15 protein-coding genes are annotated in these 23,478 nt (G+C 60.9%); 9 read left to right on the forward strand and 6 right to left on the reverse strand.

What is annotated here, in order from left to right:
• Window positions 1-3: 3 nt before the first annotated feature.
• The 6 genes from DWY51_RS00950 to DWY51_RS00975 form a co-directional block, all read right to left on the reverse strand.
• Window positions 4-276, reverse strand: coding sequence for a metal-sensing transcriptional repressor (locus tag DWY51_RS00950; protein ID WP_022094020.1), 273 nt, complete (start codon window positions 274-276; stop codon window positions 4-6).
• A gap of 39 nt (window positions 277-315) precedes the next feature.
• Window positions 316-537, reverse strand: coding sequence for a heavy-metal-associated domain-containing protein (locus DWY51_RS00955; RefSeq protein ID WP_055251893.1), 222 nt, complete (start codon window positions 535-537; stop codon window positions 316-318).
• A gap of 147 nt (window positions 538-684) precedes the next feature.
• Complete coding sequence (locus DWY51_RS00960) at window positions 685-3,024, reverse strand: cation-translocating P-type ATPase (protein ID WP_117769485.1); 2,340 nt, start codon at window positions 3,022-3,024, stop codon at window positions 685-687.
• A 498-nt stretch (window positions 3,025-3,522) separates the two neighbouring features.
• On the reverse strand, window positions 3,523-6,858 hold the full coding sequence (locus tag DWY51_RS00965) for a CAP domain-containing protein (protein ID WP_117769487.1): 3,336 nt from the start codon (window positions 6,856-6,858) through the stop codon (window positions 3,523-3,525).
• Between the two features lie 401 nt (window positions 6,859-7,259).
• On the reverse strand, window positions 7,260-9,344 hold the full coding sequence (locus DWY51_RS00970; RefSeq protein ID WP_158556877.1) for a DUF6273 domain-containing protein: 2,085 nt from the start codon (window positions 9,342-9,344) through the stop codon (window positions 7,260-7,262).
• A gap of 171 nt (window positions 9,345-9,515) precedes the next feature.
• Complete coding sequence (locus tag DWY51_RS00975; RefSeq protein ID WP_117769491.1) at window positions 9,516-10,478, reverse strand: FHA domain-containing protein; 963 nt, start codon at window positions 10,476-10,478, stop codon at window positions 9,516-9,518.
• A 507-nt stretch (window positions 10,479-10,985) separates the two neighbouring features.
• On the opposite strand from DWY51_RS00975, the gene DWY51_RS00980 reads away from it, so the two are divergent.
• The 9 genes from DWY51_RS00980 (at window position 10,986) to DWY51_RS09605 (ending at window position 23,352) form a co-directional block, all read left to right on the forward strand.
• On the forward strand, window positions 10,986-13,244 hold the full coding sequence (locus DWY51_RS00980; RefSeq protein WP_195234716.1) for a DEAD/DEAH box helicase: 2,259 nt from the start codon (window positions 10,986-10,988) through the stop codon (window positions 13,242-13,244).
• Between the two features lie 621 nt (window positions 13,245-13,865).
• Window positions 13,866-14,627 (forward strand): 4Fe-4S dicluster domain-containing protein, encoded by a 762-nt coding sequence (locus DWY51_RS00985; RefSeq protein WP_117769493.1) that lies wholly within the window; start codon window positions 13,866-13,868, stop codon window positions 14,625-14,627.
• A 343-nt stretch (window positions 14,628-14,970) separates the two neighbouring features.
• A complete protein-coding gene (locus DWY51_RS00990) occupies window positions 14,971-15,483 on the forward strand; it encodes a PTS glucose transporter subunit IIA (protein ID WP_158556878.1) in 513 nt (170 codons plus the stop codon).
• A gap of 18 nt (window positions 15,484-15,501) precedes the next feature.
• On the forward strand, window positions 15,502-16,356 hold the full coding sequence (locus DWY51_RS00995) for a PRD domain-containing protein (RefSeq protein ID WP_233504576.1): 855 nt from the start codon (window positions 15,502-15,504) through the stop codon (window positions 16,354-16,356).
• A 99-nt stretch (window positions 16,357-16,455) separates the two neighbouring features.
• Window positions 16,456-18,072 (forward strand): PTS transporter subunit EIIC, encoded by a 1,617-nt coding sequence (locus DWY51_RS01000; protein WP_117769497.1) that lies wholly within the window; start codon window positions 16,456-16,458, stop codon window positions 18,070-18,072.
• A 3-nt stretch (window positions 18,073-18,075) separates the two neighbouring features.
• Window positions 18,076-19,458 (forward strand): 6-phospho-alpha-glucosidase, encoded by a 1,383-nt coding sequence (locus DWY51_RS01005; protein ID WP_117769499.1) that lies wholly within the window; start codon window positions 18,076-18,078, stop codon window positions 19,456-19,458.
• 256 nt (window positions 19,459-19,714) lie between these two features.
• On the forward strand, window positions 19,715-21,547 hold the full coding sequence (locus tag DWY51_RS01010; RefSeq protein ID WP_117769501.1) for an NAD(P)-binding protein: 1,833 nt from the start codon (window positions 19,715-19,717) through the stop codon (window positions 21,545-21,547).
• Complete coding sequence (locus tag DWY51_RS01015; RefSeq protein ID WP_233504577.1) at window positions 21,541-23,184, forward strand: [FeFe] hydrogenase, group A; 1,644 nt, start codon at window positions 21,541-21,543, stop codon at window positions 23,182-23,184. Before DWY51_RS01010 ends, DWY51_RS01015 begins: the two co-directional genes overlap by 7 nt.
• On the forward strand, window positions 23,185-23,352 hold the full coding sequence (locus DWY51_RS09605) for an iron hydrogenase small subunit (protein ID WP_233504578.1): 168 nt from the start codon (window positions 23,185-23,187) through the stop codon (window positions 23,350-23,352).
• Window positions 23,353-23,478 lie beyond the last annotated feature (126 nt).

Raw genomic sequence — 23,478 nt, forward strand, 5'->3', positions numbered from 1 at the left:
CAATTACTTGGAGAGTTTGTCGACGACGCGTTCGATTTCGGCGAGTTTGGCGGCTTTGAGGTCTTCGTCGCCCGATTCGATTGCCGAAGTCACGCAGCCCTCGATATGCGCCTTGAGCACGTCGGCGTTAATGCGCGCGAGGAGCGCCTGTGTGGCCATGAGCTGTGTGGAGATATCGACGCAGTAGCGGTCCTCCTCGACCATCCGCAGGATGCCGTCGATCTGACCGCGTGCCGTCTTGAGCATGCGGGTCACCGATTTATGGTCTGCCATCATGGCGGGTCCTCGTTTCTGGTCGGGGGTACGTGCGGGTCGTTATGCGGCGGTCACCGAAAGGGCGTGGAACTTCTCGCCGGCGCCCTCGACGGCGGCAGCGAGCTGCTCAGCGGTCACGGTGTCGGCGCACTCCACCTGTACGGTCTGAGTCTCGTGATCGGCGTCGGCGTCGGTCACGCCGGCCACGTTGAGCAACGCCGTCTCGACGGTGGCGTCGCAGTGGCCGCACATAAGGCCGGAAGTCTTAATTGTGAAACGCATGGGTATTCCTCTCTGTTGTGTCGGCTTTCCCAGGCACCCGACCTTGACCTTCAAGCCGTCGCTCGCGCACCAAAGTACGCGTCGCTCCTCTTTCAGGTCAATCTCGGGCACCTGGAAAACCCGTTCTAAATGGACTTAATGGCGATCCTATTTTGCCACTTTGGGCTTAAAGGATTTTAGGCGCAGAGCGTTGCTTACGACACATACGCTCGACAGGCTCATGGCCGCAGCGCCAAACATCGGCGAGAGCTGCCATCCGGTGAGCGGGAAGAACACGCCCGCCGCCAGCGGAATGCCGATGCCGTTGTAGAACAGCGCCCAGAACAGGTCCTGCTTGATGTTGCGGATCGTGGCGCGCGAAAGCTCGATGGCCCGCGCAACATCCATGAGGTCACTGCGCATGAGCACCACATCAGCCCCTTCTTTGGCGATGTCGGCGCCGGTGCCGATAGCAAGGCCCACGTCGGCGCGCGCCAGGGCGGGGGAGTCATTGATGCCGTCGCCCACCATGGCGACCTTGCCGCCCGCATCCTGCAGTTCGCGCACGTGGCGTTCCTTGTCGGCGGGGAGAACGTCGGCGATGACCTGTTCGCTGCTCAGCCCCACGCGGCGGGCGATCGCTTCGGCGGTGACGCGGTTGTCGCCGGTGAGCATGCGCACGTCGACGCCAAGCGAGCGCAGTGCGGCGATGGCCCCGGCGCTCGTCTCCTTGACCTCGTCAGCCACGGCAACGGTGCCGGCAAGCTCGCCGTTCTTGGCAAAGAACAGCGGCGTCTTGCCCTCGGCGGCAAATTGCTCGGCAAGACCCGCGGGCACGGTAACGCCCAACTCGTTCATCAGGCGTACGTTGCCGGCTGCAATGGCGTTTTGCCCCTCGCGCGCCGTAACGCCGCGACCGGGCACGGCGGTAAAGTCCTCGACCATGCGTGCGACGATCTCGCGTGTCTCGCACTCGGCCATAATCGCCTCGGCCAGCGGGTGCTCGCTCGAGCGCTCCAACGCGGCGGCCAGCTTGAGCAGCGCCTTTTCGCTCATGGCGGGCGAGCCGTCGGCGCGCGTGGCTGCCACGATATCGGTCACGGCAGGCTTACCGCGGGTGACGGTGCCCGTCTTGTCGAGCACCACGGTGCCCACGCTGCGCAGGTTCTCCAGTGCCTCGGCGCTCTTAAACAGAATGCCCATCTCGGCGCCCTTGCCGGTGCCGACCATAATGGCGACGGGCGTGGCCAGGCCCAGCGCGCACGGGCAGCTGATCACCAGCACAGCGACGGCGGAGGTGAGCGCTTCGTTGACGCTTCCGGTCAGTGCCATCCACACCACGAAGGTCACGGCCGAGATCACGAACACCACGGGCACAAACACGCCGGCGACCTTGTCGGCCAGGCGGGCGATGGGCGCCTTGGTGGCGTTGGCATCCTCGACGAGCTGGATAATCTTGGCGAGCGACGTGTCGGCGCCCACACGCGTGGCGCGGAAGGTAAACGAGCCCGTGCGGTTGACCGTGGCCGCATTGACAGTGTCGCCGGCGGTCTTCTCCACGGGGATGGACTCGCCGGTGAGCGCGCTCTCGTCCACGGCCGAGCTGCCCTCGAGCACCACGCCATCGACGGGGATGGACTCGCCGGGGCGCACGCGCAGGACCTGGCCGGGAAGGATGGCGTCGACATCGACGGTGGTTTCGGTGCCGTCCTCTGCTACGACGGTCGCGGTCTTGGGCGCCAAGTCGATGAGCGCCTCGATGGCGCCGCCGGTCTTGGATTTGCTGCGTGTCTCGAGATATTTGCCCACGGTGACGAGCGACAGGATTGTGCCGGCGCTCTCAAAATACAGGTTGTCCATGCCCGTCATCATGGCCTCGTGGACCTGACCCGCGGCTAGCTGGTCGGCCATGATGAACATGGCGTAGAGCGACCAGGCGATGGAAGCAGTGGCGCCCACGGCAATAAGGGCGTCCATGGTAGGCGCGCCGTGCGCAAGCGATTTAAACCCGTTGATAAAGTATGCGTCGTTGACGTAGACGATGGGAATGAGCAGGACGAGCTCGGTGAGCGCGAGCGTCATGCTGTGGGTGTGGTCGGTGAAGACGCCGGGCAGTGGCCAACCGAGCATGTGCCCCATGCCTATGTAGAACAGTGGGATGAGGAATACGATCGAGACGATGAGGCGGGTGCGCATGGCAGAGGCGGCGGCCTCCAACTTTTTGGTCGGCGACTCCATATGGGCGGCGCCGGACCTGGCTTGCGCACTTCCGCTTTGGACAGCGTCGGTGCCCGCGCTGACGGGCGAGGCCGAGTAGCCCGCGCGGTCGACAGCGGTGCAGATGTCGTCGGGGGAGACCTGCGCAGGGTCGTAGTCCACCAGCATAGAGCCGGCGAGCAGATTGACCGCGACGCTTTGGACGCCGTCGAGCTTGCTCACGGCACGGTCCACGTGCGCCTGGCAGGCGGCGCACGTCATGCCGCCCACATCGAACTTATCTTGAGCCATGGCTTCTCCTTTCTGTGACGTAGTGTCGGAAATGTTAACCATCCGATACTATACACCCATACCCCCTGGGGGTGTCCAGTACAGAAATAATATATGAGATTTCGTTACAGATGAGGATGGATGGTTGGCCGATGGACCGTCCCAACCAAGCATCTCAATCTGTAACATCTAGCAGGGAAAATGACCTCTAACTGTTACAGATCGAGACATTGCGTCGAGCCACAACTTAACGTCTCAATCTGTAATATCTGGGGACCGTTTTGCCTGCTAGATGTTACAGATCGAGACAAACCATTCGGGGGTAACCCGAACATCTCGATCTGTAACAGTAAGACCGATGTTTGGGTCTTAGTTGTTACAGATCGAGACAATCTCGGAGCAGATGCCCCGGGCATACAACGTAAAACGCCGGGGAGCCCGCGTGATGGGCGCCCCGGCGCATGTTGGGCAGGGTTTGCGAAGCGGTGGGAGGGAGGAGAAGCCGTCCTCCCGAAATCCTTACTCCTGACGACGCTTCTTGTCAGTCAGGAAGACGCCGGCGGCTACGAGCACGACACCTCCGATGACAAACGTCTCACCGGCGAGCGCAGCATTGTCGCCCGTGGTGGGAAGCGCCGAGTTGTCGGCCGTCTTGGCGTTGCCGGCAGACGGCTTTCCAGCAACCGGCTTAGCGGCGGCCTGCGTGATCTTGGCCTGCTCGGCCTTCGCCGCCTCCTGCTCCTGACGAGCGATCTCGTCCTTCAGGGCCTGCTCGGCGGCAACGCGTTTTGCCTTTGCCTCGTTGTAGGCGTTGAGAGCCTCGGTGTAGGCGGGCGTCGCAGCATCAAGGTCTGCCTGAGCGGCATCAAGTGCGGCCTTTGCGTTATGTTCTGCCTGCTTGGCGGCGACGCACTTGGCAAAGAGGGCATTGAGCGTATCGTTCGCGTTTGCGTCAGAGCCAGTAGCAATGCCGTTTTCGACGTTGATGGACTTGAGCTTTCCGAGAGTAGCGGCAGCGGCGTCCGATGCGGCCTGAGAATTCTCGACCGCCTGTTCGGCGTTTGCGATGGCGTCGTTTGCCGCACCAAGGGCGACTCCGGCCTCAGTCACTGCTGTGTCGGCGTCCTTCTTGGCCGCCTCGGCGGTGGCAAGATTATCGGCTGCATTGCTCAGGGCGTCGGCACGGGCCTTCTTTGAAGCAAAGTCGTTTTCCGCCGTGGCCAGATTGCTTGTGGCGTGCTCCGCGGTCGCCGCCTTGGCCTCGGCGTTGTCCTTCGCGGTGTCGAGGGCCTGCTTCTTGGCAGCCCCGTCGAGCTTCGCCTTTTCGAGAGCGCTCTGGGCAGACGTCTGGGCTGCCGTGGCTTCATCAAGCGCCTGATGGGCCTCATCGGCTTTCTCCTGAGCCGCAGCAACATCGGCTGAATACTTGGCAAGTTCCTTCTTTGCATCTTGCAGAGCCTGCTGCTTTACGAGAGTCTCTGCCTTGGCGTCATCAACCTTCTTCTGACTCTGAGCGGCTTGCTCTTGCGATGCCTTAAGCTCGGCGCGCTTCTGGTTGACGACCTGCTCTGCGGTCGCCACGTTGCTTTGGGCGGCTTTGACCTGGTTTTCGGCTTCGGCAACTTTTCCGTTTGCCTTGGCGAGATTCTGCTTTGCTAGGGCAACAGCGGCGGCGGCACTTGCTACGCTGTCGTTCTTGGCGGCAAGGTCGCTATTCGCGGCAACAATGCCTTCCTGCTTTTGAGCGACGAGGGTCTCAGCTGCCTTTACGGCATCGGCTTTCGATGCCGCCGTGCTGCGCTTTTGCTCAAGGTTCGTCTTTGCGGCGGCAAGGTTATCGCTGGCTTTGGAGAGGCTCAGCTGATACTGATCAAAGAGATTCTCGAGTTCATCGATCGAGTATTCTTTTTCGTACGAACCGTAATTGTTGTCGATCTCCAAGACGAACACATACGGCCAAAGGGTTCCGCGCGAGTTGATGCCGTATCCCATGGTTTTGGCGTTAGGTTGTACGATATTCAAATAATGGCCGACGGTGCCAAAGTCTGCCCCTTGCTTTTCGAATTCGGTTTTGTGGCTCCAGAAAGTATCCCAAGCATCTTTGGGGGCAACGTTGCCAAGGCCGGCTTTCGCCGCAGCCTCGTCAAATATCTCCTTTTCAGCATCGACCCATTGGTGCGCGATGTTTTCTTTAGTACTGAAGTTCCAGGCGGCATTTTCACAATTGGCGTAATCTGAGTGACCTAGCGTTTTGTCAGAGTAATTGGAGTCGGATTGAGCGATTGCCATTTGCTCGGCCGTCACCCTAAGCTCACTCAATCCAACGCTTGCACGGTATTCGTTAATCTCGCGCAGCTTGTTAAACGATAGCTTGGCGTTGTCGAGTGACGTGCCGTCTTTTTTATCGCCAATGGTCGTCGGGTTTTTATCGCTCTGCCTATAGATGATGTTTGCAGCGTCGTTGGCGCCGATGAACTGGTAGAAGCCGATGACGCTCTGCGCCTCCGCCGTCGTTGCCTTATCGGTTGCTGCCTTGCATGTATCGTATGCTTTCTGTGCATCGATAACGGCTTGATCGGCGGCCTCCTGGTTTGCCTTGGCAGTTTCGAGCGCCTTGTCTGCCTGCTCCTTCTCGGCTTTTGCCTGGTCGACTTGTTTCTGAGCGGCCATTGCCTTCTCCAGTTCGGCAGCATGTGCCTGCTTCGCCGAGGTCAACTCCGATTGCGCCGCATCGGCTTTCGTCTGGGCTGCCGTTACATCATGTTCGGCTGCTGCGACTGTCTGCTTCTTGGCTTCGAGCTCGCTTTCGGCGCCGGTGAGGGCGTCCCGCTTGGATGCAACGTCGCTATTTGCCTGAGAAAGGCCTGCTTCGGCAGTCGCCTGCTGCTGTTTCGCCTGGTCGAGTGCGCTTTGGGCAGCATCGACCTTTGCCTGGGCGGCGTCATACTCCGGGCCCTCGGCGCCTGCCTTTGCGGCCGCCAAATCGGCTTGTGCGCTGTCGTACGCTGTCTGTGCCGCGACTACCTTACCATCCGCGGCGTTCTTTTCCTGCTGAGCGGAAGCCAGCGTGCCTGCCGCTTCGTCGTAAGCGCTCTGCGCGGCGCTCTGAGCCTGCTGAGCGTCAGCGAGCGCGGAATCGGCAGTGGCCTTCGCAGCCTTTGCTTGATCCAGAGCGGCCTGCGCATCTGCGGCAGCCTGCTCGGCGACCTTGATTTCCTCCGGCGTTGCGTTGGCGGCTGCCTTTTGGGCTGCCTCGAGCTTGGCCTGCGCATCAGCTGCCGCCTGTTTTGCGGCGTCAAGGACCTTCGACTTGTCCTCGGCGTCGGTCTTGGCTGCATCGAGCTTTCCCTGGGCATCCTTCAGCGTGGCACTGGCGCTGTCGGCCGCCTTGACGCTTTCATCGAGCTGGCGAGCATATTCGGCGCGCGCGGCGGCCTCTGCCTGCGAATTATCGGAGACGGAGACGTCATAGGTGCTTTGTGCGTTGTCGCGTGCCGCCTGCTTTTCGGTATAGGGGGCAGCCACCGTGTCGTAGTCGGATTTGGCGTCTGCCTCGGCAGCCTTTGCGGCGTCGATCGCAGCCTGCAAGTCGGCAATCTTCTGGGCGTCTGCCTTTACTGCGGAGCCTGCCGCCTCGCCGGCGTGGACAGCAAGCGGGGACATGATCGCGTCCTGTGCCGTGGTATCACTCACATCGTTGGCAAATGCCGAGAACGGCGCGAGCAGCGACGAGCCGGTCATAGCGATGGTGGTTGCCGCGGTGACGGCGAGTCGTGTTGCCTTGTGGCCCGAGAATGTGGGGCGAGGCTTGGCGCCGCCTGAGACTTCCGAGTGTTTAGGTGCGTACTTTGTCATTTCTTCTCCCAATCGTTGAAGGGGTACCTACGACAATTCGTACGTTACGACCGCCGAAAGGGCTCCTGTTGCGCAACATTGGCAAGGAAACATCGACGCACTTGAGTCACATTTATGAGGCGAAGTTCTCGGCAAGCTAATGTCTCAATCTGTAACATCTAGCAGTGAAAATGACCTCTAACTGTTACAGATCGAGACGGACCATCCGCGGTCAACTCAAATGTCTCGTTCTGTAACATCTAGAGAGGTTTTTGACCCCTTACTGTTACAGATTGAGATGTTGTCTCGCGGGGTTGGGGTTTGTCTCGTTCTGTAACATCTAGACCTGTATCTGCCGAGCTGGTGTTACAGATCGAGACATTTGCCGGGGAGGGGTCCCGTCACGGCAAGACGCCCGCCGCCTAGATACAGAACCCGGGAATCACACAGGTTAGCTTGTTTGGCTTTTCCGCAGGCGTTGCGTACGTAAAGACGTCGCCGTCGTGGCCCACACGGTTTATGTAGAGCGTGCCTTCGGTCTCCGATGAGTCGGGGCTCACCGTGCGCTCCCACCAGCAGGTGTCCTTGCCCTTCCACTGGCGGACCATCGTCTCGTTCGTGGAATACGGGCTCACCTTGAGCTCGCGGAAGAGCTGATACTCCTTGCCCTCGCCGTTGTAGATTTCTGCCAGGTAGTGATAGTCCTTGGCAAACGAATCGGACGGTTGCGTACCGCACAGCTCGACCATGGCGGGCAGCCAAAGGGTTGCGGGCAACTCGCTCAGGCACGATGCGCTGTTGGCGGCGCCCACATTGTTCGAGACCTTCTTGACCCCTTTAATGAGTGCGCGCAACTTGTTGGGCAGCAGCTTAAGGCCGTCGCCGTCGAGCCATTCCCGCAGCTCGCAATCTGCCCAGCCGGCGCTCGGCGGTTCAGACGCAGCGTTGCGCTCGGCAATACCCGCGTCGAACATAAACGTCAGTCCGGCCTTGCCCGTCCCGTCCAGAAGCTCATCGTGACGGATGCCCACAAGCTGCGCGCCGACCTCCAGCCCGTTGGTGAGTTTCACGCGCTTGGTACACGGATAGGGGATATGCCCGTTGTCATCGAGCAGATGATAGCGCTTGGCAATCTCGCGTGCCTCGCTACGGGTCTCGGCGGCCTTAATCTTGAGCGAGATCTCCTGCAGCTGATCCCAAGTGTAGTCGTCAAGCGAACCGCGGATGCCGTTCAGGTAGTCGGGGATGCCAAAGCCATGGGTCGCCGCCCCAATGACGCTGAGCCCCGCAACGACTGCAACGACGCCACCGATAATAAAGCGGCGGCGGGTCATGGCATCGTGCCGGGCCTGCTCCAGGATCTCTCGCGCGCGCTCGCCGGCGACGTCGACCTTAAGGTGCGTACCGGAGTCGATGTCGATTGCGGCGTCACTGCCCGCGCCTTCGCGGCCCTCGGATTCGGCATCGGTGAGGTATGCCGAGAGCGCCTCGAGCATCTGCTGCTCGGTGGGACGATCGCACTGCTCGACTGAGAGACCCTTCATGATGATTTGGACGAGCGCTTCATCGCCCTCGCAGCGCGGCTCGAGCGGTGCCGGCTTGGTCTTGGTCTTTACGAGATAGAACGAGCCGGTTGCAGCGGCGTCCGTCGACTCAAAGTCAAACGGTTTGCGACCGCTGTAGAGCTGGTACAAAATGCTCGAAAGCGCATAGACGTCGATTGCCGGCGAACGGCGAAGGGCCGCGATGCCTTCGATATCCTGCGTGAGCATCTCGGGCGCGGCGTATGCGGGCGTGGCAAAGCGCCAGATGTCGGCGCGCCGGGTGATCGTGTCGTCGCCGAGAGCCATGGTCGCGGAGCCCATGTCGATGAGGCAGGGGTCAAAGGAACAATCAGCAATCTGCTGCTCGAGCGTTCGGCTGGTGGTGCGGAACATGATATTGGCAGGCGAAAGGTCGCGATGGACGACCGGATTCACAAGGCCTTGGGTCATCAAGAGCGCACGAAGCACGGCGTTTCCGACGGCGGCGACCATCTGGGTGGTCAGCCCGCCCGAGGCGTCGTGAGGAAGCAGGGGCAGCGCCTGCTTGAGCGAGGTGCCCTCGACCCACTCCATGAGGATGAGAGGGTCATCCTCGCACGATCCGTAGCCATAGACGCGCGGAAATCCGCGCAGGTGCGAGACGGTACACAGATGACGGTACTCCTCGAACAGCGCGGCGGTGCTGGCCAGGTGCGCTGCCGATTGCTCGGCGGAGCGGTCGGGGGCTTGGCCGGAAAGGATGGCGTTGTCCTTGAGTAGCTTGACGGCAAAGACCTCGCCGCTCGTGTTGGTCGCGCGCAGCACGTGTCCGATGTTGCCGTTGTTGCGGTGGGCCGTCTGGAGAATAAGCGTCATAAACCGACGCTTGGCGTCGTCCTCGGCGCTGGGGTCGACCGCCACGGCGGTGTCGAACGTGTCAAGACGGATGAGTTTGTCGCCATAGGCGCTATCGGTAGTATCCATGGCGTTCCTTTGTCTGGCATGGGTTGCCGCGCGTATACGTGAGCAGTGCGGATATCGGTAAAGTACCATGATAGCCGCACTGCCCACGTATACCGCTGAGTATTGTCGTTTACGACGCAGAAGGTAGAAGACGAAAGACGGACGGCGACCGTCTTCCGATCGCCGTCCGTGCTAGTCCACAATGACAAGGAATGTCGTGTAGAGACCCAGATGGAGCCTGTCGCTGTTGGCGATTTCCACGGGGGGATAGATCTTGCCGGGCTCGCGTAGGTCGCGCGGCGGCTCGATTACGATATCGCCGTCGCCCGCGCCCGATTCGAGCACCGTGCCGTTGGTCGATCCAAGGCCCTGGGCGTACCAGTGCTCACCCTCAAGCCAAATGCGAAGATGTTCGCGCGATGCGTCGGCGCCCACATCGGTGATGCTGGGCGAGGTTTTGGGCAAGGATCCAATTACCGTGCCACGCGGATCGCGTGTGAGGGGATGGATTTGCATGTCGACGCAGTTGTCGGCATGTGTCCTGAGCAGACCGAGGTTGGGAGCGACGGCGTGCGGCTGATCCAGACTGCCCATAAAGCCACGTCCGACGGTAGTTTCGGTGGTGCCAAAGTGCCCACCCGTCTTGCTGTCGCAAAAGCGCTCGACGGTGGCCACGCCCTGAACGGGATCGGCGAGCGCCCCCGTTGCCACAAAGAGCATAAGGTAAAGCGTGCTTTTCTCACGCACGGCATTGCCGTCAAAGTTGTCGATGCGATTGAGGGCATTTGCATATAGGCGGCTGTCCAGCTTGTAGCTGGCGAGAGCCGACATCATTTCGTTGGCGGCCGGACCGCGATAGTGCTCGGCGATTGCCCGATAGGCGGACTCGCCGCCGCCGAGCTTGCTGCAGATTGCCGCGGAAAGGTGGAGCGTGGTGACGGTAAAGTCGCTGTAGATGGCGGGCGCGCACTGGTCAGGCTTGCGATGGACGATGTAACGGGTGAGATACGAGCGGTTGGAAGAGCATTTCTCGAGCAGGGTACTGCCGAGATAAGAGTTTCCATTGATGAGCATTCGGGCGATCTCGAGATGTTTAAGACCGCCGAACGAGCGAATATCGTTATAGAGGACCGAGCAAGGCGTCTCTGCTGCCACGGATACCTCCTTTGATTGCTTCCTAGCCAATATGGCGATAGGAATTAATGGCTCCCGGTGGGCGACGTATTAAATGGCTGCGCAATATACAGCGTAACCAAAGCAACATTATAGGCCACATGTTCGAAATTGCAGGAAGACTGAGAGATTTGGTTTGGACTGGACGGAAATCCCCCTCTGTCTTGTTCTGTAACATTTGGACCCGGTTTTGCCCTGCATCTGTTACAGATTGAGACAATCGGCCAGGCCCGCCCCGTCCGCCTCGTCATCTGTGGTTTACGTGGGGGCATACGGAGTGCGGGTATACTAACCGGCGGCGAATCTGCTCCATCGCTTAGAGCTGCTGCGTCTGGACGGCGCGTGATAGGGCTGCCAAAGCGATCGCCAGCGTGCTGAGCAACGTCCTCTCTGTGCGCACCTGTTTTTGTATGTATTAGCGCACTACCAAGCACGCCCGCGCGGCCGCATGCCGTGCCCATTGCGCGTGCAGATAAGGAACAACAACATATGCGTAATTCTGTATCCGACGTCACGGACGCCGAGATTCTGGACGAGGCCCGCGAGGCCATGACCCAGGCTGCCTTCGATGCCGCCGATGAGGCCAATGCTGCCCAGACCGTCGAGTCCGCTACCGAGAGCCTGCCCGCCTTTGACGAGCTGGGCCTTTCGGACGAGATGCTTCGTGCTATCGAGAACCTAGGCTACACGGCGCCCACGCCTGTCCAGGCTGGCTCGATCCCCGTGGTGCTCGAGGGCCGCGACCTGCTTGCCGCTGCTCAGACCGGCACCGGCAAGACGGCCGCCTTCTTGCTGCCGACCATGAACAACCTGGAGCACATCGCTCCGCCCAAGCCCGTGCGCGAGCGTGGCGGTCGCAACCGCCGTCGCGGCGCCAAGAAGCCCGAGGGCAACGGTCGCGGTCCCTTGATGCTCGTCATCACCCCCACGCGCGAGCTTGCCCAGCAGATCGACGAGGTCGCGAGCAAGATTGCCGACGTCACTGGCCATGTCGCCGTGACCGTCGTGGGCGGCGTGAGCTACAAGCCGCAGACCGCGGCGCTCAAGTACGGCTGTGACATCCTGGTCGCTACGCCGGGCCGTCTGGTTGACCTGATCGAGCAGGGCGCCTGCCACCTGGACGAGGTCAAGGTGCTGGTGCTGGACGAGGCCGACCGCATGCTCGACATGGGCTTTTTGCCCGCCGTCCGCCGCATTGTGCGCGAGACGCCGGCCGAGCGTCAGACGCTGCTGTTCTCGGCCACGCTCGACGAGGAGGCCGTGGGCGAGATCACCGACCTGGTGAGCGACCCGGCACGCGTGGAGATCGCGCCCGCCACGTCGACCGCCGACACCGTCGACCAGTTTGTATTCCCGGTGTCCATCGAGGCCAAGAACAATCTGCTGCCCGAGTTCCTCAAGAAGGAGGGCCCGGAGCGCACCATCGTCTTTATGCGCACCAAGCACCGCGCCGACAGCTGCTGCCGTCGTCTGGAGCGCAAGGGCATCAAGGCCGCCGCGATTCACGGCAACCGCAGCCAGGCTCAGCGCGAGCGTGCCCTTTCGGCCTTCCGCGACGGTACCGTCGACGTGTTGGTGGCAACCGACGTGCTCGCCCGCGGCATCGACATCAGCGACGTGCGCTACGTCGTGAACTTTGACGTGCCGGCCGAGCCGACCGACTACATCCACCGTATTGGCCGTACGGGCCGCGCCGGCGAGCTGGGCTGGGCCATCACGTTTGTGACCGAGCAGGATGTCGATGAGTTCTACGAGATCGAGAAGCTCATGGACAAGACCGCCGACATCTACGAGGCCGGCGACCTGCATGTGGGCCCCAATCCGCCCGCGGTTGACCCCGAGCGCGATCCTGCGGCCTTTAAGGTGAAGAAGAAAACCAAGCGCGGCAAGTCCAAGAGCAAGAAGAAGCTTGAGCAGGCGCGTCGCGACGGCAAACGCAACGGCGACGATTACGGTGATGTGGCCGGTCGTTCCAACCGCGGTCGAGACGAGCGTCGCGGCGACGGTGAGCGTCCGAGCCGTCCCAAGCGCGGCGGCAAGACCCGCGTGCGCGAGGGCGTTCAGGCTCGCGTGGACGAGGCTGTGGAGAGCGTGGCCCGCGAGGTGGCTGCCGAGGAGCGCGGCGGTGCTGGTGTCGTTGAGCAGGCCCCGCGCGGCAACCGTGCCGAGCGCCGTGCCAAGCAGTTCCAGGGCGAGGCGCATCGCCGTCGCCGCGAGGACGAGGACCGCGGCGGTCGTCGCCGTGTTGAGCGCGAGGACGAGGGCCGTGGCTCGCGTGGCGGCAAGCGTGGTTCGGGCGATCGTCGTCGTTCCGGTCGCGATGGCGAGCGCGGCGGCCGTGATGAGCGCCGTGGCGGCGAGGGCCGCGGTTCGCGTGGCGAGCGTGGTACTCGCGGCGGCGAGTCCCGTGGCGGCAAGCGCTTTGATGAGCGCGGTGGCCGTGGCGGCGAGCATCGCGAGGGCACTCGTGGCAATGGCAGCCGCAGCGGTGCTGGCCGCTCTAACGAGTCGCGCGATCGCCGCGATCCGCGTGCCAGCCGCGATCGTCGCGATGACTGGCGCAACTACGACGATACCCGCGAGGAGCGTCGTGGCGGCTATCGTGGCGGGCGTGGCGGCAACCAGGCCGGCTCCCGCGGCGGCCGTGCCGGCGGTCGCGATAATCGTGGTAGCTATGGCAATAGTCGTGGCGGCAAGCGCGGCGGCAGCTCCCGTCGCCCCGGTGACGGCGGCGGCAAGCGCAAGTAACATACGCATCGCCCGCTAGAGCGAGGTGAACCAAGGGCCCCGAGCAACTACGCTCGGGGCCCTTTTTGTTTGCCGTATCCGATCGCTAGTTCAAATGTGATTTCCTCGGGAATGCATCTAGAGGATGCCGTGGGCCTGTTTCCTACCATGCGGCAATGGGTCCCATGGGGTGCGCCGTGCATTTTTTGGAGTATTCTGCAGTTCGAGTTGTCTGCATATGATTTGACGTCGCCAACGGTGGCTTTCGGATATCCCTAGCGAGCGTTCTGAGTCAGATTTCGTCGTTTTCCGGAGCAGGGGCGCGTCATTCTCGCCATGTCGGAACCCAAAATGACGCAGCGCCCTAAAGGTTTGCCCGCTCGGGGTATTGCTGGCGCGGTCACGTTGCAGAATACTCCGTTTTTTGCACGGGCCAGGATGGGGTACCTCGGGAGAACACGGCGGTATCCCGTAAATATATACAATCTGTACCGTAATTTATACAAAACGAAGAGGCAGACAGCGTAGGGTTGGTGCATTGGGGTGCTTGATGCACCAAAATGGGGATCCCACGTGCCGTATACTCTGGCTGGATGTGAAAACGGCTTGACGCGTTGCCAGACGTAGGGGGAGGGTGTCTCGATGAGCGTATTCGAAATTGTGTTTAGTCCGACGGGTGGAACGCAGAAGGTGTCTGGCCTTGTGGCCGGGGCACTGGACAAGAATACCGTTACCGTCGATCTGACCGATAGCGGGCTAGATTTCAGCGCTGTCTCGATGACTGAGGACGACGTGGCCGTAATCTCTGTGCCGGCGTATGCCGGTAGAATCCCGGCTGTGGTGGCTGACCGGTTGGGCATGGTTCACGGCAACGGAGCGCGGGCCGTTCTGGTGTGCGTCTACGGAAACCGCGCGTTTGAGGACACGCTCGTAGAGCTGGAGGACGTTGCGAAGCATGCGGGATTCCGGGTGATCGCGGCAGTTGCGGCCATTGCAGAACATTCCATTGCGCGACAGTTTGCTGCCGGTCGTCCGGATGCGCAGGATGCGGCGCAGCTTGCTGAGTTTGCTCAGCAAATTCAGCAAAAGCTGTTGGCTGAGGATGCGTCCGAGCCCTCTATCCCCGGCAATCGTCCTTATAAACAAGCTGGAGGTCACCGCATGGCGCCCGAGGCAACAGAGGATTGCGTCTCCTGCGGTGCATGCGCCGCGGCGTGCCCCGTTTGTGCTATCGACAAGGGTGACTCCAAACGAGCAGCTGGCGAGGCGTGCATCTCCTGCATGCGCTGCATCGCCGTATGTCCGCGAGGTGCTCGCAAGCTTGATTCCAGCAAACTATCCGCTGTTTCCCAGATGCTGAGCAAGGTTTGCGTCGTGCGGAAGGAATGCGAGCTCTTCATCTAGCGCATACGAAATTGGCGCAATGGGGCCAGGTTAATCTGCACCGACCTGGTGCAAACAAACCTGTCCCCAATGCACCAGAGCAAGGAGTGTCCCCGGGTGCCGGCAGAAAAGGAACGTCCCTAAGTACCGCATAAATACCGTTTATCGGAGAAAAAATACCGTTCGCCGGTCATAATGATTGTTCCGGCTTTGGGCTTGTCTATAATAACCCCCGTAAAAGAAATGCGGAAGGTTACCGAGTCCCCTCGGACGTGGGCCTAACCAAAGTCTTAGAACGGGTGTGTCTCAATGGGTGCATTCGATTGATTTTGGTTGGGCTATATTTATGAAGGGACATGTCACCATGGGTTTCTTTTCTCGCCTAATGGGTGGTTCGGATAAGCAGACGACTGCGGCTTCCGAGTTCGAAATCCTCGCTCCCGTTTCCGGCGAGCTTGTTAATCTAGAAAAAACCAATGACCCCGCTTTTAGCAGCCGTGCAGTGGGCGATGGCGTTGCCGTGGTTCCCCAAGAGGGAACGGTGTGCGCTCCTGTTTCCGGTACCGTCGCCGCTCTGTTTCCGACTGAGCACGCGCTGGGCATCATGTCCGATAACAGCTCTGCTCAGGTGATGCTGCATATCGGAATCGACACTGTTAAACTTGAGGGCAAGGGCTTCCATGCGCTTGTTGCCCAGGGTGATCACGTTGACGCGGGCCAGCCCCTCGTCGAGGTCGATTTCGACGTGGTTCGCGCTGCCGGCTTTGATCCCACGGTCTTCGTTATCGTGTGCGAGCGTTCGGAGAACTCGACTCTTCGTGAGCATGCTTCCGGCCCTGTTGCTGTTAAAGAGCCTGTCGTCTGGCTTTCCGAGTAAATTCTTGTGGTGGGTACCGTGGTTATCAAGCGAGTTTTTAACAACAACGTCGCAATGGTCACTTCGGACGATGGCTCCGAGCTCATCGTCATCGGTCGAGGCCTCTGCTTTGGCCGTCATGCCGGCGATGCCATCGACGAGGCGTCGATCGAAAAGACCTACGCGTTGCAGGAGGGAACTTCTCAGGACTCGCGTACGATTGACCGCTTGGCACATCTTTTGGAGTCCATCCCCACCGTCAACCTCGTGATTTCCGAGGAAATCGTTCAGATGCTTCGTCGAGAGCTCAATGCCGACATCAACGATAAGATTCTCATTGCTCTCGCAGACCATATCAGCCTTGCTTTGGAGCGCGAGCGCAAGGGCGTCCCCTGTGAGAATCCGTTGCTACTCGAGATCCAGCAGTTCTATCGCAAGGAGTACGCGCTTGCGGGCCGTGCGCTGCAGATTATCAAGGAGTATATGGGCATCCAGATGAGCGAAGAAGAGCAGGGTTTCATTACGCTGCATATCGTCAACGCCACCATGCCGCAACGCTCCGATCGTCTGATTGTTTCGGTCCAGCTTGTTCGCGACGTGCTCGCGATTGTTTCTGAGCGCTATGCTACGACCCTCGATGACACCTCGCTGCCTTACGAACGTTTCGTTCGTCACCTGCAGTTTTTCGCACAGCGAGCGCTCGATCCTACGGCCGGGCAAATCAACGGAGACGCGCTGTTCCGAATCGATGAAACGGCGTATCTGTGTGCATTCTCGTGCGCGGACGCCATAGCCGCTCACTTGTCGTCTATCTATAACGTTGTCGTTACCGATGCCGAAAAGAGTTATCTCGCATATCACATTGTTAACCTGCTTGGAGAACCTGGTCTCTAGGCATAACGTGCCCACACATCGATTGATATAAGGCAAGGCTCACGGTCTTGTCTAGGGCACATCTGTCTTAATTTGCGGAAAAGGAAGGGGAGTACCGCTATGACCGCAAAAAAGAAGTTCAATTTCAAAGCGCCGTTGGAGGTGTTCGCGAAGTCGATCGTCCAGCCGATGATGTATCTCTCGGTTGCCGGCATCCTGCTCATCGTGGGCATTATTCTGACCAACAAGACCATCTGCGCTTTGGTCCCCGTACTGGGCTCCGGTCCGTTCCAACTTGTGGGCGCCGTTGTCTATCAGTCGCTGATGTTTATCATCAACAACCTCTCGATTCTGTTCTGCGTGGGCATCGCCGGCGCCATGGCAAAGAAGAACAAGGGTCATGCTTCGCTGATCGCCCTGATGTCGTTCTTCCTGTTCCTGCAGGCTAACAACATCGTGCTCAACGCCACCGGCTCTCTTGCCGATGCGAGCGGCATGCTCGGTCTTACCGGAACCGGCCAGGCCACCGTTATGGGCATCCAGGTACTCGATACTGGCGTGTTTGGCGGCATCATTCTCGGTTGCATCACCGGTGCCGTGTTCAACAAGTACTCGAACAAGCAGTTCCCCATTGCCCTTTCGATGTTCTCGGGCGTTCGCTTCCCGTTCCTGATTATGATCATCATCTCCTGGATCATGGGCGCTGGCTTCTGCATCGTTTGGCCTCCGGTTCAGGGCGCCATCTCCTCCGTTGCCGGCATCATTAAGGAGTCGGGCAACATCGGTCTGTTTATCTACGGCATGCTCAACAAGCTGCTCGTTCCCACCGGTCTGCACCACCTCATCTACACCCCGTTCCAGTTCTCCGATGTGGGTGGCACCCTGACACTGGGCGATCAGGTTATCGCCGGCGCCTACCCCATCCGTGTCGCCGAGATGGCAATGACGGGCCAGCCCTTCTCCGATAGCACCTACTTCAACAGCTACACCTTCAACAACCTGTGGCCCTACATCGGTATCGGTCTCGCCTTTATCGTCACCGCTTACAAGGGGAACAAGGATAAGACCAAGGCCGTTATCATCCCGCTGATCATCACCGCCGTGCTCTCCTGTGTCACCGAGCCCATGGACTTCCTCTTTGTCTTTGCCGCTCCCGTGCTCTTTGTCGTTCACTCGGTTCTTTCCGGCATCTTCCTGGTCCTGCTCAAGGTCCTCTCCGTGCCCGCTTCGACTGCAGGCGGCATCATCAACATCGTGGTTTCCAACCTGGTCCTCGGTGTCGACAAGACCAACTGGCCGGTTATGCTGGTGCTTGGAGTCGTCAACGCCGCTCTGTACTTCTTCCTCTTCACCTTCCTTATTAAGAAGCTCAACCTCCACACGCCTGGTCGCGAGGAGGAGTCCGAGCTCGCCGAGTCCGTTGCCGAGGGCGAGGCCGCCGCGTCTGTCGCGGTGAAGCAGGGCGCTGTTGCCGCGGCTCCCGCAGAGGGCGTCGATGCAGGTATTGCCGACCTGGTCGCAGGTCTTGGTGGCAAGGACAACATCGAGGAGCTCGAGAACTGCTTTACGCGTCTCCGCGTGAACGTTAAGAACCCGGACCTCATCAATGAGGACCTCATCAACCACGTGCCCAACAGCGGCATCAACCGCAACGGCAATAATATCCAGATCATCTTTGGCATGAAGGTCGCCGAGATGCGCGACAAGGTCGAAAACGCAATTGAGAAGGAGCAGTAAACAATGATCATTACTCTGTGTGGTGGCGGATCCACCTTTACCCCCGGCATCGTCAAGTCCATCGCCCTGCGCAAGGACGAGCTCGACGTTGACGAGATTCGTCTGTACGACATCAACGAGGAGCGCCAGCGCAAGATCGGCGTGCTCGTGGACTGGATTTTGCACGAGGACCTCGGCCTGGACATCAAGCTCACGGTGACCACCGACAAAAAGACGGCTTTTACCGACGCGAGCTTCGTGTTTGCCCAGATGCGCGTGGGCGGCTACGCCATGCGCGAGCAGGACGAGAAGATTCCGCTGCGTCACGGCTGCGTGGGTCAGGAGACTTGCGGTTGCGGCGGCCTTGCCTACGGCATGCGCACCATCTTCCCCATGGTCGAGCTGATCGATGACGTTGAGAAGTACGCCAAGAAGGACTACTGGATTCTCAACTACTCCAACCCTGCCGCCATCGTCTCCGAGGGCTGCCGCGTGCTGCGTCCCAACGCTCGTATCATCAACATCTGCGACATGCCGATCGCGATCATCGACGTGGTTTGCGCCGCGCTCGATATCGACAAGAAGGATGTCGAGTACGATTACTTTGGCCTCAACCACTTTGGTTGGTTCACCTCGATCCGCCACAAGGGCGAGGAGGTGCTCCCGCAGCTGCGCGAGTACATCAAGGAGCATGAGATTCTGCTGCCCGACTCTTACCTCAAGGGCATGGGCTCGCTCATGGCAAAGAAGCCCGAGGAGGCCGTCGACGAGCACCCCGAGCAGAACCGCCACACCAAGGGCAGCTGGTACTACGTCTGGAAGGGCGAGTACGAGATCATGGAGTGCTTCCCGGAGTACCTGCCCAACACGTATCTGAACTACTACCTGCAGCAGAAGGAGTTCGTCGAGCACTCCAACCCCGAGCGCACCCGTGCTAACGAGGTTGAGGAGACGCGTGAGAAGAACCTCTTTGATGGTATCGACCATTACGAGAAGACGGGCGAGATCGACGAGAGCACGTTCTATGCGGGTAGCCACGGCGACTGGATTGCCGATCTGGCTATCGCTCTGAAGAACGACACCAAGCAGCGCTTCCTGGTCATTTGCGAGAACAAGGGCGCCATCCCCAACATGCCCTACGACGCTATGGTCGAGCTGCCTGCCTACATTGGCAAGAACGGCCCCGAGGTCATCAGCCGCGACAACATTCCGCTGTTCCAGCAGGGCCTCATGATGCAGCAGCTGAACTCCGAGAAGCTCATTGTCGAGGCTACGATCGAGGGTTCGTACGAGAAGGCGCTTAAGGCCTTTACGCTCAACAAGACCGTGCCGTCGATGAAGGTCGCCAAGGAGGTTCTCGACGACATGATCGAGGCCAACAAGGGTTACTGGCCCGAGCTTAAGTAAAAGCAACAGGGTCGCTGGCCGCATGCCTGAAGCAATGCCCCGCCCACGTGATTGCGTGGGCGGGGCATTGTCGTTTGGTAACGCGTTTTATCAAATATGGCATTTATCTGCGATAATGTTCATTTTCACCGCTGATGGTGACATTTCATACCGCCTGCCGAACTGCGTGGAGACCTAACAACTTTTTAGGTCAGTGTTGTGCGTGTAGCAATTTCGCCCGGCCTCGCCTCCGGGCTGCCATGTGAGAGGGGATCTTATGGCTCGACTGCACGTAATGGAACGCAGCCACGCTCAGGCCGTCATGGACGACCTGCACGATGCACTCGGACGTCGTCTGGCGGTGAGTTCACTCGCCCCGTGCCCCGTCGAGTTTACGGCGGCGCTCGTCAACCTGTGCTCCACCCAGAGCTGCGGCAAGTGCACGCCCTGCCGCGTGGGCCTGAGCGCGCTGAGCGACCTGCTCGCCGATGTGCTCGAGGGCCGCGCCGACGAGTCCACGCTCAACTTGATTGAGCGCACGGCCCGCACCATCTACCTTTCGAGCGACTGCGCCATCGGCTACGAAGCTGGCGCCATGGCACTCACGGCCATTCGCGGCTTCCGCGACGATTTTGAGCACCACATCCGCGAGCACTCCTGCGGCTTTGACCGCGAGGCTCGCGTCCCGTGTGTCTCGGGCTGCCCGGCGCACGTCGACATTCCTGGTTACATCTCGCTCGTCGAGGCAGGCCGTTATGCCGACGCCGTCAAGGTCATCCGCAAGAACAACCCACTGCCGCTCGTCTGCGGCTTGGTGTGCGAGCATCCCTGCGAGATGCACTGCCGCCGTGGCATGGTCGATGATCCCATGAACATTCTCGCCCTCAAGCGTTTTGCCGTTGAGCACAGTGACCTCAACGACCACAAGCCGCATGTAGTGGACAACACCGGCAAGCGCATCGCCGTGATCGGCGGCGGCCCGGCCGGCCTTTCCTGTGCCTACTACCTGGCCGTGATGGGCCACAAGGTGACCATTTTTGAGCAGCGCCACCACTTGGGCGGCATGCTGCGCTACGGCATCCCCAGCTATCGTCTGCCGCGCGAGCGCCTGCAGGCCGAGATCGATTGGATCTTGAGCGCCGGCATCGACGTTGAGCTCGATCACTCCGTCAACGGCGAGGAGCTTGTCCGCCTGCGCGACGAGTTCGATGCCGTCTATCTGGCCATCGGTGCCCATAGCGACAAGAAGCTCGGCCTTCCGGGCGAAGAGGCGCCCGGCGTGGAGTCGGCCGTCAAGATGCTGCGTGCCATTGGAGACGACGAACTGCCCGACCTGAGCGGCCAGCGCGTGTGCGTCATCGGCGGCGGCAACGTGGCCATGGACGTGGCGCGCTCTGCCGTGCGCTGCGGCGCCGAAAAGGTAAGCATCGTCTACCGCCGTCGCATCTGCGATATGACGGCTCAGGACGCCGAAATCGCCGGCGCCCAGGCCGAGGGTTGCGAGGTTCTGGAGCTTACGGCCCCGCTCGCTATCGAGACGGGCGAAGATGGTCGCGTGAGCGGCCTGCGCGTGCAACCGCAGATTATCGGCGAGCCCCGCCGCGGTCGTCCGGCTCCGCGTGCCGCCGCTACGCCCGAGCGCGTCATCCCCTGCGAGCGCGTGTTTGTCGCCATTGGCCAGGACATCGATTCCAAGCCGTTTGAGGACATGGGCATCGCCTGCAAGTGGGGTTGCGTGGTCACCGACTCGGACGGTGCCGTGCCCAACTTCGATGGCCTCTTTAGCGGCGGCGACTGCCAGACCGGCCCCGCCACCGTCATCCGTGCCATCAACGCCGGCCGCGTGGCTTCGGCAAACATCGACCGCTATCTGGGCTTCGACCACAAGATCAAGCTCGACGTGGAGCTGCCGACCGTTCAGTTTAAGGGCAAGCACGAGTGCGGCCGCTGCGAGCTGGGTGAGCGCGAGGCCGGCGAGCGTATTCACGATTGGAATCTGGTCGAGCAGGGCCTTACCGAGGAGGAGGCGCGCCAGGAGGCAAGCCGCTGCCTGCGTTGCGACCACTTTGGTTTTGGCGCGTTCCGCGGAGGGAGGAACCTGGAATGGTAGAGCTCAACAACCCCACTGTCAGCGATAACACCGAAAGCGGAGCACTCAATATGGTCAAGCTCACTATCGATAATTGCGAGGTCGTGGTGCCCGAGCACACCACGATCCTGGACGCGGCCAAGTCCGTCGGCATCCAGATTCCCACCCTGTGCTACCTGCGCGATCTGAACGAGATCGGCGGCTGCCGCGTGTGCGTGGTCGAGGTTGAGGGCTGCGACCAGCTGGTTGCCGCCTGCAACAACTACGTGCTCGATGGCATGGTGGTCCACACCAACAGCCCCAAGGCCCGCGAGGCGCGCCGCACCAACGTGCAGCTGCTGCTTTCGCAGCACGATTCACGCTGCACGAGCTGTGTGCGCAGCGGTAACTGCAACCTGCAGACCATTGCCAACGACCTGGGCATTTTCTATCTGCCGTATCAAAGGCATTTGGCGGGCGAGGGCTGGGATTTCGATTTCCCCATCATCCGCGAAAACGACAAGTGCATTAAATGCATGCGCTGCATCAAGGTGTGCGAGAGCGTACAGGGCCTAGGGATTTGGGACCTGACCAACCGCGCCACGCATACCGCCGTGGGCACCCGCGGGCGCGTGCCGATCGGCAAGACCGATTGCGTCGCGTGCGGCCAGTGCATCACGCATTGCCCGACGGGCGCGCTGCGCGAGCGCGACGACACCGAGACCGTGTTTGACGCGCTCGCTAATCCCGACAAGATCGTGCTGGTGCAGATCGCGCCGGCCGTGCGTAGTGCTTGGGGCGAGGAGCTCGGCATTCCGCGCGAGGAGGCAACCGTCGAGCGTCTGGCTTGCGCGCTGCGCCGCGTAGGCTTTGAGTATGTGTTCGATACCGATTTCTCGGCCGACCTCACCATTATGGAGGAGGGCTCCGAGCTGCTCGAGCGCCTGGGCGCCGCCGCTAAGGGTGAGGGCGACAGCCGCGGCTGGCCCATGTTTACGAGCTGCTGCCCGGGCTGGGTGCGCTTTGTGAAGGCACGTTACCCCGAGTTTGTCGACAGCCTGTCCACGTCAAAGTCGCCGCAGCAGATGTTCGGCGCTATCGCCAAGACCTACTACGCCAAGGTGCTGGGCGTGGAGCCCGAGCGTCTGTTCGTGGTGTCCGTTATGCCATGCACGGCCAAGAAGGCCGAGTGTGCGCTGCCGAGCATGATGGGCGAGGGCGGCGCGCCCGACGTGGACGTTGCGCTGACGGTGCGCGAGATGGTGCGCATGATCCGCGCGAGCCACGTGAGCGTTGACACGCTGGTCGAGGAGCCGCTCGATACGCCGTTGGGCTTTGGCACGGGCGCGGGTGTGATCTTTGGCGCCACGGGCGGCGTGATGGAGGCCGCCGTGCGCTCGGCATATTACCTGGTGACGGGCAAGAACCCGGATGCCGACTTCTTCACTGACGTGCGCGGACTCGAGGGCTGGAAGGAGGCCGTGGCCGATATCGACGGTACCAAGGTGCGCGTCGCCGTGGCGCACGGGCTGGGCAACGCCGCCCGTCTGCTCGACGCGATTCGCGACGGCCGTGTGAGATATGACTTTGTTGAGGTCATGGCGTGCCCGGGCGGCTGCGTCGGTGGCGGCGGTCAGCCCATCCACGACGGCTGCGAGCTGGCGGCTGAGCGTGGCTAGGTGCTGTGGAGCCTGGATGCGAAGGCGGACATTCGTTTCTCGCACGAGAATCCCGATGTCCAGGCGTGCTACCGCGAGTTCTTAGGCGAGCCGCTCTCGCCACTGGCCGAGGAGCTGCTGCATACCGACCATCACGCATGGACGATGCCTAACGAGGGGACATGCTAGCGATGCGCGCGTTTGATTTTGAGATGTCGCGCCGGGGGTTTGCCTCGGCGCTCGCCGCGGGCGCCCTGTCACTTGCGCTCGCGGGCTGTGGCGGCGGGGCTGCCGGTGCCGGGTCCGCCGCGGGCT

Origin of the sequence: Collinsella sp. AF25-2LB, from assembly GCF_003458415.1 — a bacterium.
In the GTDB taxonomy this organism is placed as follows: Bacteria; Actinomycetota; Coriobacteriia; order Coriobacteriales; family Coriobacteriaceae; genus Collinsella.